A 15,285-nucleotide genomic window follows, 5' to 3' on the forward strand; every position below is an offset into this window, starting at 1 on the left:
GCAGGCTTTCGAAAACGAAGCCATCAACCACAGGAATGCATGCCGATCAATATGGCCTAGCGTTCGCCCACCGTTTTGCCGAAGACCGATTCGAAGGCTTCGCGCAGGCGGATATCCACATCCGCCATCATCACCGGCAGGCCGAGATCGACAAGGCTGGTCACGCCGTAGGCAGAAATCCCGCAGGGTACGATGCCGGTAAAATGGTCGAGGTCGGGATCGACATTGAGCGACAAGCCGTGAAACGTCACCCATCTGCGAAGCCGGATGCCGAGCGCAGCAATCTTGTCCTCGCTCATGCTGCCGTCCGGAAGATGCGGTTTCTCCGGCCGTCTCACCCAGACGCCGACGCGGTCCTCGCGCCGCTCGCCGCGTACATTCATCGAATCGAGCGTAAGGATCACCACTTCTTCAAGCGCCACGACGAAGGCGCGGACATCCTGCCGCCGGCGTTTGAGATCAAGCATCACATAGGCAACGCGCTGGCCGGGGCCATGATAAGTGTATTCGCCGCCGCGGCCGGTCGCAAAAACCGGAAAACGGTCCGGCTGCACAAGGTCCTTCGCATTGGCGCTGGTGCCTGCCGTATAGAGGGGCGGATGCTCGACAAGCCAGACAAGCTCGTCGCCGCCCTCGGCGATCAGGGCCACCTCGCGCTCCATCGTCTCGACGGCTTCGCTATAAGGAATGAGACCATCGGAGATGCGCCAACGCACCGGCTTTGAGCCTGCAAGCGGAAACATCGAGAATTGTAGATCGGTGCGCAGCATAGACTTCCCTCGCCGCACGGCGATCACAGGCGGCAGATCGCCTATATGGCCCCGTTTGACGGGCAATTCAAATGCTGTGATTTGTTTTGCAAAAATCTGCCATATCGCCCTTGTGCACCCCAAATGCTTTTGCTACATGCTGCCCCGCCGACGCAAATCGGCACCTACCACGATGCGGTCGTGGCGGAATTGGTAGACGCGCAGCGTTGAGGTCGCTGTGGGGCAACCCGTGGAAGTTCGAGTCTTCTCGACCGCACCATTCTCTTCCAGAGAAATTTTTAGAACGTCCCATCTCGCGTGCGACATGAAAAATGGGCCGGTTTCCGGTCCCTTTTCGTTTGCGGCATGCCCGACGGTTCGATTGGCCTTGGACTTCAATCCTCGTCCGATAGATGCGAATCAACACCGATCGTTTCCAGCCGGTTGCGGATATGGTGGACGCCATCAACTGAAAGGGCACCGAGTTCGACCTTCCGGGCCATTCCGATGGTCTCGACCGCGCCTTCCAGCGTTACGGTATGGCCGTCGGCGTGAACATCGATGCTGTCGAGGTTCAGATCCGGGATGTTTTCCAGGTTCTCCGTCACGCTCGCTTCAAGGTCATCGCTTTCGTCGCGATGGATCGTATCGGCCCTGAGCGAATCCTTGAGCCGGTTTTCGTTTCCGTCTTCGTCCGTGCCGTCAACGCGAAAGCCGCTGTTAGGCTCGCGGTCGAAGTTTGCGGGCGTTTCGCCGTAGGCTCGATTTTGCGGTTCAGGCGATCGCGCACCTGCTTCGTCGGAGTAGGGCCAGCCGTCGTCAAGATTGCGTTCTTCGTAATCGCGATAATCGTCTTCGCGCGAAAAGGTGGTCTTGTCGTTCTTCTTTGGCATCGTCATTCTCCCTCAGGCGTTACCTTGATCGAAGAACGCTCGTGGTCCGGAATGGTTCGCCAAAGTTTCGTGAAATCACAGCGTCGCTTTTTCCCATTTCCGGATCAGGCGGTCGCGCTTCAGCTTCGACAGGCGCTGAAGCCAGAAAATTCCGTCAAGCTGGTCGACTTCGTGCTGAATGCAAATCGCCAGGAAGCCATCGGCATGCTCTTCATGCTGGACACCGTTGATGTCCTGGTAGCGGAAACGGACTGCGCGGGGTCTCGTCACCTCGTCGGTCACGCCCGGCATCGACACGCTTCCTTCGGTCTGGCGCATGAGTTCATCCGAAACCGAAATGATATCGGGGTTGATAAAGATCCGAACCCCGTCCGCCTTGTTGAGCTCGATCACGACCACCCGCAGGAAGACGCCGACATGGGCGGCCGTGATGCCGACGCCGGGTGCGACGCGCATCGTCTCCAGCAGATCGTCAGCAAGCCGACGCAGTGCCGAATCGAAGACCGCCACCGGTTCGCAGACTGTCTTCAGGCCGGGATGCGGATAGCGAAGAATGGGGCGAATGGCCATCGGCGGCGGTCCTTGTTTGCTGGCGCGCGGAAACTATCGGCAAGACGGCGCATTGTCATCTGCGCGATGCGCTTTGGCGCTAGACGACACCGAGCATTTCGGTTAGCAGGGGCTGGAATTCGGGCGGGCCGAGAGGGCAGGCGGAATTCGTTTATCCGCTTGTTGACAATGCTTTTTCAGCCGCCATTCTCGAATGCGGCGCGACAGTCGTTAATCTTGGAATGCGAGGACGGCAGATGACGGAAACCGGAGAAGACGACCGCATCCGCAGACGTCCGGACGACGAAGGAGCCGACATCTACGACGAGGACGGCAATGTCCGCAGCGACTTTCTGGCGCTTGTCGGCGCTGCCATCGCCGACCGCGATACGATTTTTCTCCGGCAGAACGTCGCGCGTCTTCACGAGTCCGAAATAGGCGACCTGCTGGAATCGATCCAGCCGGATCAGCGCCTAGCGCTTGTCCGCCTCCTCGGCGACGATTTCGACATGACGGCGCTGACGGAGGTCGATGAAACGATCCGTCGCGAAATTGTCGATCAGATACCGAACGAGCAGATTGCCGCTGCAATCGGCGACCTCGATTCGGACGACGCTGTCTACATCCTCGAGGACCTGGACAAGGAAGACCGGGAAGAAATTCTGGCGCAGCTGCCGTTCACCGAGCGGGTGCGCCTGCGTAGGGCACTGGATTACCCGGAAAGCTCTGCCGGCCGCCGCATGCAGACGGAATTCGTGGCGGTGCCGCCCTTCTGGACTGTCGGTCAGACGATCGACTATATGCGCGAAGAGGAGGACCTGCCTTATTCCTTCACGCAGATCTTCGTTATCGACCCGACCTTCAAGCTGCTCGGCGCCGTCGATCTCGACCAGATTCTCCGCACCAAGCGGCAGACAAAAATCGAAGCGATCATGCGCGAGACGACCCATCCGATTCCAGCCGAGATGGACCAGGAAGAGGCGGCGCAGCTCTTCGAGCAATACGACCTTCTCTCAGCCGCCGTCGTGGACGAGAACGAGCGTCTTGTCGGTGTTCTTACCATCGACGATGTAGTCGACGTCATTCACGAGGAAGCGGATGAGGACATCAAACGCCTCGGCGGCGTCGGTGACGAAGAGCTGTCCGACAATGTCATATCGACCGTCCGCTCGCGCTTCCTTTGGCTGATGATCAATCTCGGCACGGCGATGCTTTCGGCCAGTGTCATCGGCCTCTTCGACGCCTCGATCGAGAAGATGATCGCGCTTGCCGTACTGATGCCAATCGTGGCCTCCATGGGAGGCAATGCCGGCACGCAGACGATGACCGTGACCGTGCGCGCGCTCGCGACCCGCGACCTCGACATATACAATGCCGGCCGCATCATCCGCAGGGAGGCGGGCGTCGGGGTCATGAACGGCATCGTCTTTGCCAGCATCATGGGCACGATTGCCGGCGCGTGGTTCCACGACTACCAGCTTGGTATGGTCATCGGCGCCGCCATGATCATCAATCTGGTGGCTGCGGCGCTGGCGGGAATTCTTTTGCCGCTTCTTCTGGATAAGGTCGGCGCGGACCCGGCTATTGCGTCGTCCGTTTTCGTAACCACCGTCACCGACTGCACCGGCTTCTTCGCTTTCCTCGGTATCGCCACCTGGTGGTTCGGTATATGAGCCGGACTTGCCTAAATTGACTATTACGTAAAAGTCAATATTATGGGCTACGAGAGTGGGAAGCCAATGCCAGTGAACAAGTACTATAGCATAACGGAGCTGACGCGCGAATTCGGAGTGTCGACGCGCACGCTTCGCTTCTACGAAGACGAGGGCCTGATCCATCCGGAACGCCGCGGGCGCACGCGCCTCTTTCGTCCGGCCGACCGGCGCCTGATCCAGGAAATCCTGCGCGGCCGCCGCATCGGCTTCACGATCGCGGAGATTCGCGAGATCATTCAGGTCTATAAGGACCCGCCGGGGGAACTCGGCCAGCTCAAGCTTTTGATGAAACGTGTTGACGAAAAGCGGGAAGACCTGCGCAAGAAGCGCAAGGATATCGACGACACGCTGACGGAGCTCGACAATATCGAAGAGGCCTGTCTCGGCCGGCTCGCCGAAATCGGCGTTGGCACCTGAGCGTCAGATCCAGCGTCTGGTTCTTCTGCAATAGCTTTCGAAATCGCAGCCGAAGCGGGCCTGCAGGTGTCTTTACTCGCGCCGGATCGCGACAAAGGTGATGACGATCGCCGCGAAGACCGCTGCGACGTAGAACCAGCTGTTTGCCGTCATGGGGCCGAAGGCGACCGTTGCAAGCGTGTAGCCGAGATAGATCGGATTGCGCGTGTAGCGAAAGGGGCCGCGGCTGACGAGATGGGCTGTTGCGCGATGCGGCATGATCGTTGTCCCGCTCGCCAGCAGGGTCTTGATCGCCCATATGTCGAGCGAGACGGCTGCGACGGTGAGCGCAGCGCCTATGATCCAGCCAAAGGCGGCATGCATCCGGGGTACCGGAAGCCCGGCGATTTCGCCGAGCAGGAAAGCGGAGAAAAAAGCGAGGCCGTATAGAACCGGCGGCCATGGAAACTTCAGCGGCTTAGAACGATAGGCATTCATCGAACTACCTTCATTGCGCTTCGGTGCTGCACTCCAATGCGATACGCTGTACCCTTTCATCCTTATCCGCCTGGATTGCGCCAGACTGGAGTGGCGTAAACAGGTTCTCACCCTGCAATCTTTCGAGCGTGCACTGGCAGAAGCTGCGGCAAAGGGCTTCGCCTTCCTGGACGACGCAGGAGGACTGGCATTGCTGCAAGTAGGTCTGCACGGGATCCGGCTTTGCGGGCGGGACGGTGATCGAAAGCGCATAGGCGATCGAGATCAGGATCGGCTGGTGGATCAGGTAGATGGCAAGGCTGTGGCGGCCAGCTTTTGCGAGCAGAGTGGTGCCGGTGCCAAACTTTGCCAGCCATTCCGCCCAGCCCTGTTTCAGCGCTATTCTCGAAACGCCCATTCCGATGAGAAAAGGCCCGATCCAGGGTAGAACCGGCACATAATCGTTCGATCGCGGAACCGTTTGGGATAGGCCCACCCACCAAAGCCATGGCGTATCGAAGAATGAAGAGCGCAGATAGAGCGGGGCGATGACGGCCGTAATGCCGGCGGCGATCGTTATAATCCCGGGCATGCGCAGGAAGAGCAGGCCAATGACGCTTGCCGCTGCGATACTGTGCAGAATACCGAAAAATATCGCGCCCTGTGGCATCGCAATTGCCGTCGCGGCCGTGATAAGAGCCGCGGCTGAAACGATCATGCCAAGCCGCCGGAGATAGGCTTGGCGCCTGATGCTTGGTGTGCCGGAAAGCACCAAGCTGACACCGGCGAGGAAGAGGAATGTCGAGGCGATCGCGCGGGCATAGATCTTCAGCCACCCAGCCTCCGCTGTGCCGCGCGCCAGATAGCCCATGAACTCCATATCCCAGGTGAAGTGGTAGGTCGCCATGGCAATCAGGGCCGCGCCACGCGCCGTATCGAGCAGGCCGATGCGGGGCGGCCGGGAGGACGCACCGATTTCGTTCGCCGAAATAGCCATCATAATCCCCCGGGCAAATCACTTCCGCCACCTGGCGGCATATCGCGGCGAATAGCAGAAAGGTGGAGAATTGATGGCGGGTTGGCATCCATGATCGCCAGCCGCGCCTCCGAGAAGAACTGCCTGCGCGTGAGCACCACGACGATGATCGCCGTCGTCGCCATGAATACGTAAGCGTTCACGAACCATCCGAGATAGCCGATCGACAGGAAGATCGCGCGAAGGCCTTCATTGAAATGTCCGCCGGCAATCACATTCATGCGGATGACCCGTTCGGCGGCGCGCTCGGCGGCGATGATATCGGTCTCGCTGTCGCGCACCATTGGGATCGAGCCGAAGAGGATGCTGCAGTAGTTGAAGAGCCTATAAGACCAGCCAAACTTGAAGAAGGCGTATGCAAAGAGCGCCGTCAGCCCGCCGACCTTGAGTTCGAAGCTCGCGGTGCCGCTGCTGAATACATAAGGCAGATCGGCGAAGATGGCATTTACCTTGTCCGTCGCGCCGAGCAGTGCAAAACAGCTGCCGATCGCGAACATTGAGGTCGATGCAAAGAAGGCCGTGCCGTTCTGGAGCCCGGCCATGATCTGCGTGTCGATCATCTTGAGGTCGCGGCGCAGCGAATTGTAGATCCATTCGCGCCGCCGTTCGGTCATGGCGTGGGTGAGGCTCGTGCGGCCGAAGAATGTCCTGCCGCGCAGCAGCCAGGAATAGCCGAGCCACAGAATGGCGAAGAAAGCCAGTGCGATATAATCCGCAACCGTCAGCATCAATGTTACAATCCTGCATTCGACGCCGCCACTCTACAGATGCAATTGCATGCTGCAATGATTGGCAAGACGCGCCCTTCGTTTTAGTGTCGCGCCAATTAAACGCGATGTCGGTTCGTCGCGAGTGCCGGAATAGCCTTTTGGATAGTCTGGCGGAAGATTTTCACAGGAAGCTGGCATGTTCCTTTCGGTATTCGACGTTTTCAAGATCGGTATCGGCCCCTCGAGCTCGCATACGATGGGGCCGATGTCGGCCGCCAACCGCTTCCTCGACCTGATCCTTTCGAGCGAATGGCCACGTCCGTCCTCTGGCGCGCAGGTTGCCTCGATCAAGGTCAGCCTGCACGGCTCGCTTGCGCATACCGGTATCGGCCACGGGACGGGCAGGGCGGTCATTCTTGGCCTGATGGGCGAGAAGCCCGACAGCGTCGATCCAGACAAGATGGACGGCATCATCGACCAGGTGGAGCGCTCGGGCCGCATCACGCCGCCCGGCCACCCGGCCTATTTTTTCATGCCGAAGAACGATCTGGTCTTCGACAAGAAGCAGCCCTTGCCGGGCCACGCAAACGGCATGTCCTTCTGCGCCTATGACAGGGACGAACGCCTGCTTCTGAAACGCGTCTACTATTCCGTCGGCGGCGGTTTCGTTGTCACCGATACCGAGCTCGAGCAGATGCGCGCCAAGAAGAAAGCCGTCGCGGGTGCGACCAAGGTTCCCTATCCCTTCGCCACCGCCAAGCAGATGCTGGAAATGGCGGAGCGCTCCGGCCTCAGCATCGCGCAGATGAAGCGCGCCAATGAGGAGAGCCAGCGCAGCCGTGAGGAGCTCGACGAAGGTCTCGACCGTATCTGGGAAGCCATGCGCTCCTGTATCGAGCGCGGCCTCAAGGTCGACGGCGTCATGCCGGGCGGTTTGAACGTCCGGCGCCGTGCGAGGAAGATCCATGACAAGCTGCAGGAGGAGTGGAGGAGCAACCGCATCAATCCGCTGCTCGCCAACGACTGGCTGAGTGTCTATGCCATGGCCGTCAACGAGGAGAATGCGGCCGGCGGCCGCGTGGTGACCGCGCCCACGAACGGTGCAGCGGGGGTTATTCCCGCAACGATCCGCTATTACGAGCATTTCCACGAGGATTGGGACCAAAACGGCATCCGCGACTATCTCCTGACTGCGGCTGCCGTCGGCGGCATCATCAAGCACAACGCCTCGATTTCTGGCGCCGAAGTGGGCTGTCAGGGCGAGGTCGGTTCTGCGGCAGCGATGGCGGCTGCGGGACTTGCGGCGGTGATGGGCGGCACGCCCGCCCAGATCGAGAATGCGGCGGAAATCGCGCTGGAGCACCATCTCGGCATGACCTGCGACCCGGTGGCCGGTCTCGTCCAGGTGCCGTGCATCGAACGCAATGCGCTCGGTGCCGTCAAGGCCGTTACCGCCGCCTCGCTTGCCGTCAAAGGCGACGGCCAGCATTTCGTGCCGCTCGACGCCTGCATCGAGACGATGCGCCAGACGGGCTACGACATGAGCGAGAAATACAAGGAAACTTCGACCGGGGGTCTCGCTGTCAACGTCGTCGAATGCTGAGCCTGTGGACTTGCGACCGTTAGTCGCTTGACGCTGCCGGTCAAAAGGATTTCAACGACGGCATGGCATTGCATCTGATCAAATTATGCGTCGGCGCGGACTCGATCGACGATTTGCGCGAATGGGTGGCGGAGCGTTCGCTGCGGGCGATTGCGGCTGGCCTCGAGCCGCATTCCGTTCACACAACGCGCATGGTTCCGAAACGCGTGGACGAACTGCTTGACGGCGGCTCACTCTATTGGGTCATCAAGGGGCAGGTGCAAGCGCGCCAGAAGCTCTTGGATATCCAGACCTTCACGGACGGCGAAGGGATCGGCCGGTGCCACCTGGTTCTTGGGCCGGAAGTGATCGAAACTGCCGTGCAGCCGAAGCGCGCCTTCCAGGGCTGGCGCTATTATCCGGAAGAAGACGTGCCGCGGGATATCACGACGCTCGGAGAGGGTGTTGCCGAGATGCCCGCGGATTTGCGCCGCGAGCTGTCGGAGCTTGGATTGCTGTAACTCAGCGCAGCCGCAGCATCACCGGCGATTTGCCGTCCGGGCAGGTGACGTGCAAGTGGATGCTGGCTTCCGGCTGCGAGTAGCGCCAGGCGCGCGCGCCGTGGCAGAGGAGCAGATTGATGAGATCCTTGGTCTTCGCCGATTTTGCTCTCGGCCGGTGCAGGCCGATCTCAGCAAGCCGGAGCGCTGCCTCGTGCAGCGGGTGAAGGCCGAACCGCGCCGGCTTGCCTGAACTGCGGGGCGGAAAACCCGTTACATTTCCATTGGTCGCCATAATCATCCCCGTACGCATTACAAATCGAGGTTATGAACTGTAGCCGGCGCCGCAAACACCGATTCCGGCCGTGAACGGCGCCGGCAGCAATGCTGGCGGCACCGTATCTCTCATTGGGCTGCCGCCCAGCACTTGACGCCTGCGCGCTTGAGCGCCTTGCAGGCATTTACGGCTCCGCGCTGGTCGTCGAAGCCGCCGAAGCGGGCGCGATAGACCTGATCGCCGCCGTTTGCATAGGCGACTGCGAAGGGCTTTGCGGAGCTCAAAGCCTTGCCGCCCTTGCTCTTTGCATTCTCCAGCAGATCCATCGCCATTTCGCGGCTCGACGACACGCCGATCTGAACGACCCAGCCGCTAGGCGACTGGTCGGCAACCGGAGCCGGTTTCGCGGCAGCGGCGGCGGGACCCACCGAGGCGGTCGTGAGAGCATCGACGGGATTGCCGGCGGGCTCTTCCGGCGGCATGTAGGCAGGGGCCGGAGAGGGGACAGCAACGGAGGCTTGCTTGAAGCTCTTGGTCTTCACCTTGGTCGGAGCCGGAATCTCGGTCTTCTGTTCGGCAACGAGCGGGTTTTCGGATTTCGCAGCAGGAGCGTCAGTATAGGCGACGGCAGCGGACGCTACCTCATAGCGCGCATCCGGCGTCGGGCCTTTGCGCGGCAGGTCGACATCGGCGGCCGCGACAGGAATTTCAGCCGCAGAAGCAATAGGTGACGGAACCGGCGTGGGCGCCGTCTGCGCAATCAGGTTTGAACCGCCGCGCGTGGAAGCCTTCGGAAGATAGGTCGCAATCAACTTACGCATCTGCCCATCGCGGGCAGGCGTGGAGGTGCCACCCATGACGACACCAACGATCGACTTGCCGTCGGCCTGCACTGAGCTCACAAGATTGAAACCGGCAGCCCGGGTATAGCCGGTCTTGATGCCATCGACGCCGCGCACCGAACCGACAAGGCGGTTGTGGCTGCGGATGACGCGTTTGCCGAACTTGAAGCTGCGCGTGGAGAAATAGCTGTAATACTGCGGAAAATGCTGGCGAAGTGCGATACCGAGGCGGGCCTGATCGCGTGCCGTGGTCATCTGTGCCGTGTTCGGCAGGCCGTTGGCATTGCGATAGGTAGTACGGGTCATGCCGAGCGCATGCGCCTTGGCGGTCATCGTCTGCGCGAACCGGCTTTCGCTGCCGGCAAGCAATTCGCCAAGGGCCGTTGCCGCGTCATTGGCGGAGAGTGTCACAAGGCCAAGGATGCCCTGTTCGACGCTGATCGAACTGCCGGCCTTGACGCCGAGCTTGGTCGGAGCCTGAGATGAAGCGTAAGCCGAGAAGGGGACACGCGTGTCGAGACGGATGCGACCCTGCTCAAGCGCCTCGAAGACCATATAGAGCGTCATCATCTTCGTCAGCGACGCCGGATACTGCAGGCGATCGGCATTCTCGCTGTAGAGAACGTTTCCGGACTTCGCATCGACGACGATGCCAGCATATTTCGAATTTGCGGCTTCTGCTTCGGCTGTGGCCGACTCAACGAGGAAAGCCGTTGTTGCGATCGCGATCGCCGCTAACATCTTCACCAGGAAATTGCCGGATCGTGGCGATGATACGAAGGATATTGACCTTGACACTATTTCACTCTTCGCTTGCATTTCAAATATCGGCCTACACACGTCCTCGTTGTCTCGGCCATTGTCTTTTGAATCTAACCGAGCAGGGTTACCAATCCGTTTATGATTAATCGTTTGCTTCGCCGTGCAGATGCATTTTAGCGGGGTGTTGCGGAAAGGGTCACAAGACGGGCCTCCACAAATCCGCGAATAGCGGCATCAATATGGTCCCAGTCCTGCAAATGGCGGCTTGAGAAGCGGTAGAGGACGCTAAGGTCTTTGCCGACCTTGATGTCGCGCTGGCAGTCCCCGCTTGTTGGGCTAACCGCCGCGGAGGGCAGGATGCAGCGAACGGCATATGTGGCCTCATTGGCGCGCGGTGCAGTCAGCAGAACCTCACCGCCATAGCCTGCCTCGGCTTTCAGATTGTGAAGCGTCAGTCCGTTGCCATAGGGCACGGCGGCGCCTTCCATCACATGCGTATAGATGAGCTCGACGCGACCGGACATGTCGCGCGACATCGTGCTCTGGGTGATCTGCAGAAAGATGAGATTGGCGGACTGCGAGACGTCGTCGAATCGCTCGCGGTGTTCCTTCGTGTAGCCCTGCAATTCCGGCCAGGTGAGATAGACGTCGGCGCGTTCGGCGGCACCGCTATGCCTCTGGCTCGGGAAGCGGATCACGTTTTCGGGCAGATTGAGCGTGTCGCGGCCGATGGTGGTCGTAACGATGGCGGTATTGTCGGTATTTCCCGCCAGCGTAATGTGCCGGCCGATCCAGCGGCCGCCGATGCTGATACCCAGCATCAGCATTGCAAGCATTGCGACAACTGCGGTCAGACGAAGGATGAAGCCGTTCGAGAAGAGGGGCGACTCCTCGGGTGTGCCGGTGCTGCGCGCGAGGTGGCTCATGGCGGTTCTTCAGTGTCTGACCGCCGCGAAAGAGACTGGAGTCGCCGGTACCTGGATGAATCTCACGGTATCATCGGGCGGATGCGGTTAAAGAAAGATTAACCCTGATTGCCGAGCGTCCCACAAAAAGGGCGAGCCGCTCCCGGGACAGCGGGAGCGGCTCCAGGGCGCCGGTCGGGACGGGGATGTAGGGGACTGACCGGGCCGAGTGGACCCGCCGGTATTTCCGGCGGGGCAATTTGACTTAGCGAACGCTACCAACCGCGACGGCACGGCCGTCCTGCAGCTTCATCCAGCGTGCCGGATCATCGGCGGACTGGCGCTTCAGAAAGGTGTATTCGGTATCCGCCCAAAGCATCACCTTGTTGCGCATGTTGTCGAGGATGAAGTCGCCATGGTCCGTGCGGACTGTCAGCACGGCATGGCCTTCGCCGTTCGACTGCATGACAACCGTTATCAGCGTATCGGATGGCGAGATGCCGGCGTCTATCAGCATCTTGCGCTTCAGCAGTACGAAATCCTCGCAATCGCCGACGCTGCGCGGGTAGGCCCAGCGCTCCTCGACGCCGTAGATTTCCTTGTCGGTCATCGGCTGGATCTGCGAGTTGACCTCGTAGTTGATCTTGAGAATCGCCTTCCAACGCTCCTGGGTTAGGATCGCGGGGCCGGCGTCGCCACCGTCATAGGCGCATTCGCTCGAGTTTGCCTTGCAAAATTCATAGTGGCCGATCGGCGGACTTGTGTTGCCTGCAAGCGTCATATTGGCAGGCGTCGCTTGGCCCGAGCCCGTCATTGCCATCATCAGGATACCGGCCAGAAAGGTGCCTTTGAGTGCATTGAACATTGTCTTTGTCGTCCCCGTTTTGTGAGGATGACAATGACACGGACGTTTTTATCCAGCGCAAAATTACGCAGTAAAATTAACAGCTTAGTTGATTCAAAAGCACGTAAAACCTGATTAAAAACAAAATCGAATACGCGTAAAACTCGTCGCAGTTTCGATGTAAATTCGAATAAACTTTTATGTTTCGACACAAGCCTTGAGGGCGCCGCAGGTGCTGCCGTTCCGTAGAAAAGTTAACGGCAGCGACCAATTCGGCTAAATATTGCAGCGCGCTGCCCGGTGCGGAGATAGCGCGCGCGGCATGGAGAAGACGCGGAAATTCTGAATAGGGTTGCTCCAGAACCGCGGTTGCGGCTCGTTTTTCGCAGCGATGCCTCAAAATTATTTTTGGGAAATTTCGCGAAATTCGTCGGTTGCGGCGATGATGGCGGAGGAGATTGCCGTGTTCGACGTCGAGTGCGCGGCGTTTTCAACCACGACAAGGCGGCTGCCGGGCCACGCTTCGGCCAGTTCCCAGGCGGTCGTCAGCGGCGCTTCAAGGTCGAAGCGGCCCTGTACCAAGATGCCGGGTATTCCTGAAAGCCGTCCCGCGTTGCGAAGCAGGACACCGTCATCAAGCCATGCGCCGTTGAAGAAAAAGTGCGTGACGATCCGCGCTCTGGCCAGCACATAGTCCGGATCGCGCCAGCGGCGGGGCAAACCATCCGGATCGGCGAGAAGTATCGGTGCCGCCTCCCAGTCGTGCCAATCGAGCGCCGCCTTTATGCGGACTTCCTGATCAGGCGCATTCAGCAACCGGTGAAAGGCCGAAAGCATATCGAGATGGCGAAGGTTTGGCGGTATCGCCTCGCGCAGCCGCCCCCATTCCTCGGGAAAGAAGCGTGCCATGCTGTGGCAGAGCCAATCTATTTCGGTACGGCGGGTGGTCGTCACTCCAGCGATCGCCATGGCTCGCACGCGATCGGGATGGCTCTCGGCATAGGCGAGCGCCAGCGTCGAGCCCCAGGAGTTCGCGAATATGACCCAGGCCTCGACATCGACGTGAAGCCGAAGCCGCTCTATGTCGTCAACCAAATGCCACGTGGTGTTGGCCGCAAGGTCCGTATCGAACTCGGCGGCACTCGGCAGGCTGCGGCCGCAATTTCGCTGGTCGAAGAGCACGATGCGATAGACTGAAGGGTCGAAATAGCGTCGTGCGGTTGCAGAACATCCCGAGCCGGGACCGCCGTGGAGAACGAGCGCAGGCTGGCCGACGGGATTGCCGCAGCATTCCCAGTAGATCCGGTTGCCGTCTCCGGTCTCCAGGAATCCTGTGTCATAGGGCTCGATTTCAGGATAAAGCGAAGACATGAAAGGTCGCCTGTTCGGGCGGCCTTCATCGGTCATATCCATGACGTTGAAATGAGCAGCCGCTTAGAGGAATTCGCGCAACGTCTCGCGGGACTGGAGCGAGAGGAACTCTAGCGCGACGCCCTCGCTGAAATGGCGCACGACGCGGCCGCGCATGTTGCCGAGGCGGACTGGCGTGCCGAGAGCGGGGCGCACCTCCACGTCAACTGCAGCACCCGACAACGACAAGTCCATGATGCGGCAGGTGTAGCGCGTGCCATCCTCAAGCGTTAGCTCTGTCTTCGTCTCACGCGGGGTCAGACGATCATGCCGCCGGTCTTCCGGCAGGCCGAGCTCATGCTTGTTGGCAAGCCAGGTGAGCTGTGCGGCAAGCTTCTCCCGCTTGCGCTCGGTGGCGTTGATCGACATCGTGAAGCCACGCACGTCGACGGTCAGAACGTTGCCTTCGACACGGCCGAGATGATCGATATAGGCGACGACGCGCTCATTGGCGCGCGGCCGACCGGCGCAGGTGACATACATGTCGCCGGGTGACATGTCGATCACTGTGCATTCGTATTCCTCGTAGTTCGCAAGCATGAGGCGGCCCTGCATATTGATGGGCACGCGCTGGAAGACACCCTGCTCAGGGCGCGGCACTGTTGTCCGTTGCGTCTGGGCTTGCTGGAATGAGTGCATGAAAGCGCTTCTTCATAAAATGTTATACGACAATCATTACCCGCAATCCCTTAACAGAAGGTTGTCCTGAAGGGCGCGATTACACCTTGCAGCATAGGATAAGGCTGTGCCGGAATGAGACGGTCAGCGCGGTGCCACCCCGGAAAACAATGAAGACATCATGCGGCCGAGGACCACACTAAAGCCATGCGGAGGCTCGGCGACAGCCGTGTATGGCCAGTTGCTCCCACCGCCGTTCTGCCCGGTCTTATCGCGCAGCAGGCGGCTGCGGTCGAGCGCCAGAAAATCGAGCGGCACGATTTCCAGCCAGCTTGCCGCAGCGGACGGCGCAATGGCGCCGAGCAGCCGCGCGCGGCAGCCGTTTTCACAGCGCAGCGGCATGACGATGATCTCGAAGGTGGCCTGATGCCCCGCCGTGCTGTAGCCGGTCGCGTTGAGCAGCGTCGGGATGACGTGATGCATCGCACCCAGAAGCGTTGCCTCAATGTCATCGGCATGGCCGTCGCCGAAGAGTTCGGCAAAGCTCTCGTCACGCAGATCCCGCCCGAAAAGATCGCAGATTCTGGTGCCGGCAAGCCGGAAGGTGACGGCGCCCAGTTCGTCGTTTTTCTCAAGGATGAAGAGGCTCGGCAGAAGGTGGCCAAGGCTCGACGGTTCGATCTGCGATTTCAGCGGTGCATCGCTGGCACCGCGCAGGCGGTTCCAGTAATCGTAAATATCGATGATCGTCTGATGACGCACGGCACACCAACCTGTTTCATTTCGGTTCAAGTTCAAGCCCGAACGGCTCTTCTGATGCTTACCAAGCGGATTTCATGCCAACTGCGGGCAGTTAAGGTTAAGGAAAGGTTTCGATTGCCGCCGGTGACATGCCGTGCAACTGTTGGGTATCGCTTCGGAAACGAAGTTCAGCACTTCACTGATCGGGCGCGGGGTCATTCTCGGGGCATGCTCGGCAAGCCGTCCGGTTTATCCGGGCGGCTTTTTTTTTGATCTTCG

The 15,285-nt window shown here is 59.9% G+C and carries 16 protein-coding genes, 1 tRNA gene and 1 pseudogene; 5 read left to right on the forward strand and 13 right to left on the reverse strand.

Annotation, left to right across the window (positions count from 1 at the left end; translation table 11 throughout):
* Positions 1–56: 56 nt before the first annotated feature.
* Positions 57–770 carry a lipoyl(octanoyl) transferase LipB gene (gene lipB, locus ACZ9DP_RS24350; RefSeq protein WP_194729756.1) on the reverse strand — a complete coding sequence of 238 codons (714 nt, stop codon included), beginning with the start codon at positions 768–770 and terminating at the stop codon, positions 57–59.
* Between the two features lie 174 nt (positions 771–944).
* On the opposite strand from lipB, the gene ACZ9DP_RS24355 reads away from it, so the two are divergent.
* Positions 945–1,029 (forward strand) — tRNA-Leu (locus tag ACZ9DP_RS24355).
* A gap of 115 nt (positions 1,030–1,144) precedes the next feature.
* Here ACZ9DP_RS24355 and ACZ9DP_RS24360 read toward each other — a convergent pair.
* Positions 1,145–1,642, reverse strand: coding sequence for a BON domain-containing protein (locus tag ACZ9DP_RS24360; RefSeq protein WP_476203820.1), 498 nt, complete (start codon positions 1,640–1,642; stop codon positions 1,145–1,147).
* Between the two features lie 75 nt (positions 1,643–1,717).
* Complete coding sequence (locus ACZ9DP_RS24365) at positions 1,718–2,212, reverse strand: peptide deformylase (RefSeq protein ID WP_239598705.1); 495 nt, start codon at positions 2,210–2,212, stop codon at positions 1,718–1,720.
* 236 nt (positions 2,213–2,448) lie between these two features.
* Here ACZ9DP_RS24365 and mgtE point away from each other — a divergent pair, with 236 nt between their 5' ends.
* Positions 2,449–3,864, forward strand: a complete 1,416-nt coding sequence (gene mgtE, locus ACZ9DP_RS24370) for a magnesium transporter (protein WP_476203821.1) — start codon at positions 2,449–2,451, stop codon at positions 3,862–3,864.
* 66 nt (positions 3,865–3,930) lie between these two features.
* Positions 3,931–4,323 (forward strand): MerR family transcriptional regulator, encoded by a 393-nt coding sequence (locus ACZ9DP_RS24375; protein ID WP_022715690.1) that lies wholly within the window; start codon positions 3,931–3,933, stop codon positions 4,321–4,323.
* A gap of 3 nt (positions 4,324–4,326) precedes the next feature.
* Here ACZ9DP_RS24375 and ACZ9DP_RS24380 read toward each other — a convergent pair.
* The 3 genes and pseudogenes from ACZ9DP_RS24380 to ACZ9DP_RS24390 form a co-directional block, all read right to left on the reverse strand.
* Positions 4,327–4,800 (reverse strand): annotated as a pseudogene (locus tag ACZ9DP_RS24380) (methyltransferase family protein).
* A 10-nt stretch (positions 4,801–4,810) separates the two neighbouring features.
* The gene (locus ACZ9DP_RS24385; RefSeq protein WP_476203823.1) at positions 4,811–5,776 is read right to left on the reverse strand and encodes an acetyltransferase domain-containing protein; all 966 of its coding nucleotides are present in this window, start codon (positions 5,774–5,776) and stop codon (positions 4,811–4,813) included.
* Positions 5,776–6,540, reverse strand: a complete 765-nt coding sequence (locus ACZ9DP_RS24390) for a DUF599 domain-containing protein (protein ID WP_074070273.1) — start codon at positions 6,538–6,540, stop codon at positions 5,776–5,778. The genes ACZ9DP_RS24385 and ACZ9DP_RS24390 overlap by 1 nt, the downstream gene beginning before the upstream one ends.
* A 181-nt stretch (positions 6,541–6,721) precedes the next feature.
* Between ACZ9DP_RS24390 and ACZ9DP_RS24395 the strand changes: the two genes are divergently transcribed.
* Together ACZ9DP_RS24395 and ACZ9DP_RS24400 are read left to right on the forward strand one after the other, a co-directional pair.
* Positions 6,722–8,128, forward strand: coding sequence for an L-serine ammonia-lyase (locus ACZ9DP_RS24395; protein WP_476203824.1), 1,407 nt, complete (start codon positions 6,722–6,724; stop codon positions 8,126–8,128).
* Positions 8,129–8,190: 62 nt separating this feature from the next.
* Positions 8,191–8,628, forward strand: a complete 438-nt coding sequence (locus tag ACZ9DP_RS24400) for a DUF1489 family protein (RefSeq protein WP_074068223.1) — start codon at positions 8,191–8,193, stop codon at positions 8,626–8,628.
* Position 8,629: 1 nt separating this feature from the next.
* Here the strand turns inward: ACZ9DP_RS24400 and ACZ9DP_RS24405 are convergent, their stop codons facing one another.
* The 7 genes from ACZ9DP_RS24405 to ACZ9DP_RS24435 form a co-directional block, all read right to left on the reverse strand.
* Positions 8,630–8,902 (reverse strand): hypothetical protein, encoded by a 273-nt coding sequence (locus ACZ9DP_RS24405; RefSeq protein ID WP_027513178.1) that lies wholly within the window; start codon positions 8,900–8,902, stop codon positions 8,630–8,632.
* Between the two features lie 110 nt (positions 8,903–9,012).
* Positions 9,013–10,545 (reverse strand): serine hydrolase, encoded by a 1,533-nt coding sequence (locus tag ACZ9DP_RS24410; RefSeq protein WP_476203825.1) that lies wholly within the window; start codon positions 10,543–10,545, stop codon positions 9,013–9,015.
* Between the two features lie 116 nt (positions 10,546–10,661).
* Positions 10,662–11,414 (reverse strand): hypothetical protein, encoded by a 753-nt coding sequence (locus tag ACZ9DP_RS24415; protein WP_476203826.1) that lies wholly within the window; start codon positions 11,412–11,414, stop codon positions 10,662–10,664.
* 244 nt (positions 11,415–11,658) lie between these two features.
* On the reverse strand, positions 11,659–12,258 hold the full coding sequence (locus tag ACZ9DP_RS24420) for a transglutaminase-like cysteine peptidase (RefSeq protein WP_083635751.1): 600 nt from the start codon (positions 12,256–12,258) through the stop codon (positions 11,659–11,661).
* 381 nt (positions 12,259–12,639) lie between these two features.
* Positions 12,640–13,608, reverse strand: coding sequence for a prolyl aminopeptidase (pip, locus tag ACZ9DP_RS24425; protein ID WP_476203827.1), 969 nt, complete (start codon positions 13,606–13,608; stop codon positions 12,640–12,642).
* A 63-nt stretch (positions 13,609–13,671) separates the two neighbouring features.
* Positions 13,672–14,286, reverse strand: coding sequence for a PilZ domain-containing protein (locus tag ACZ9DP_RS24430; protein WP_074068217.1), 615 nt, complete (start codon positions 14,284–14,286; stop codon positions 13,672–13,674).
* A gap of 123 nt (positions 14,287–14,409) precedes the next feature.
* Positions 14,410–15,027 (reverse strand): PAS domain-containing protein, encoded by a 618-nt coding sequence (locus ACZ9DP_RS24435; RefSeq protein ID WP_476203828.1) that lies wholly within the window; start codon positions 15,025–15,027, stop codon positions 14,410–14,412.
* Positions 15,028–15,285 lie beyond the last annotated feature (258 nt).

The sequence above is a fragment of the Rhizobium sp. USDA 4016 genome (assembly GCF_056279705.1).

What these genes read in the sequence shown, in the direction of transcription:
- lipB (WP_194729756.1), bottom strand. Translation starts at nt 770, where the DNA reads ATGCTGCGCACCGATCTACAATTCTCGATGTTTCCGCTTGCAGGCTCA.
- ACZ9DP_RS24360 (WP_476203820.1), bottom strand. Translation starts at nt 1,642, where the DNA reads ATGCCAAAGAAGAACGACAAGACCACCTTTTCGCGCGAAGACGATTAT.
- ACZ9DP_RS24365 (WP_239598705.1), bottom strand. Translation starts at nt 2,212, where the DNA reads ATGGCCATTCGCCCCATTCTTCGCTATCCGCATCCCGGCCTGAAGACA.
- mgtE (WP_476203821.1), top strand. Translation starts at nt 2,449, where the DNA reads ATGACGGAAACCGGAGAAGACGACCGCATCCGCAGACGTCCGGACGAC.
- ACZ9DP_RS24375 (WP_022715690.1), top strand. Translation starts at nt 3,931, where the DNA reads ATGCCAGTGAACAAGTACTATAGCATAACGGAGCTGACGCGCGAATTC.
- ACZ9DP_RS24385 (WP_476203823.1), bottom strand. Translation starts at nt 5,776, where the DNA reads ATGGCTATTTCGGCGAACGAAATCGGTGCGTCCTCCCGGCCGCCCCGC.
- ACZ9DP_RS24395 (WP_476203824.1), top strand. Translation starts at nt 6,722, where the DNA reads ATGTTCCTTTCGGTATTCGACGTTTTCAAGATCGGTATCGGCCCCTCG.
- ACZ9DP_RS24400 (WP_074068223.1), top strand. Translation starts at nt 8,191, where the DNA reads ATGGCATTGCATCTGATCAAATTATGCGTCGGCGCGGACTCGATCGAC.
- ACZ9DP_RS24405 (WP_027513178.1), bottom strand. Translation starts at nt 8,902, where the DNA reads ATGGCGACCAATGGAAATGTAACGGGTTTTCCGCCCCGCAGTTCAGGC.
- ACZ9DP_RS24410 (WP_476203825.1), bottom strand. Translation starts at nt 10,545, where the DNA reads ATGCAAGCGAAGAGTGAAATAGTGTCAAGGTCAATATCCTTCGTATCA.
- ACZ9DP_RS24415 (WP_476203826.1), bottom strand. Translation starts at nt 11,414, where the DNA reads ATGAGCCACCTCGCGCGCAGCACCGGCACACCCGAGGAGTCGCCCCTC.
- ACZ9DP_RS24420 (WP_083635751.1), bottom strand. Translation starts at nt 12,258, where the DNA reads ATGTTCAATGCACTCAAAGGCACCTTTCTGGCCGGTATCCTGATGATG.
- pip (WP_476203827.1), bottom strand. Translation starts at nt 13,608, where the DNA reads ATGTCTTCGCTTTATCCTGAAATCGAGCCCTATGACACAGGATTCCTG.
- ACZ9DP_RS24430 (WP_074068217.1), bottom strand. Translation starts at nt 14,286, where the DNA reads ATGCACTCATTCCAGCAAGCCCAGACGCAACGGACAACAGTGCCGCGC.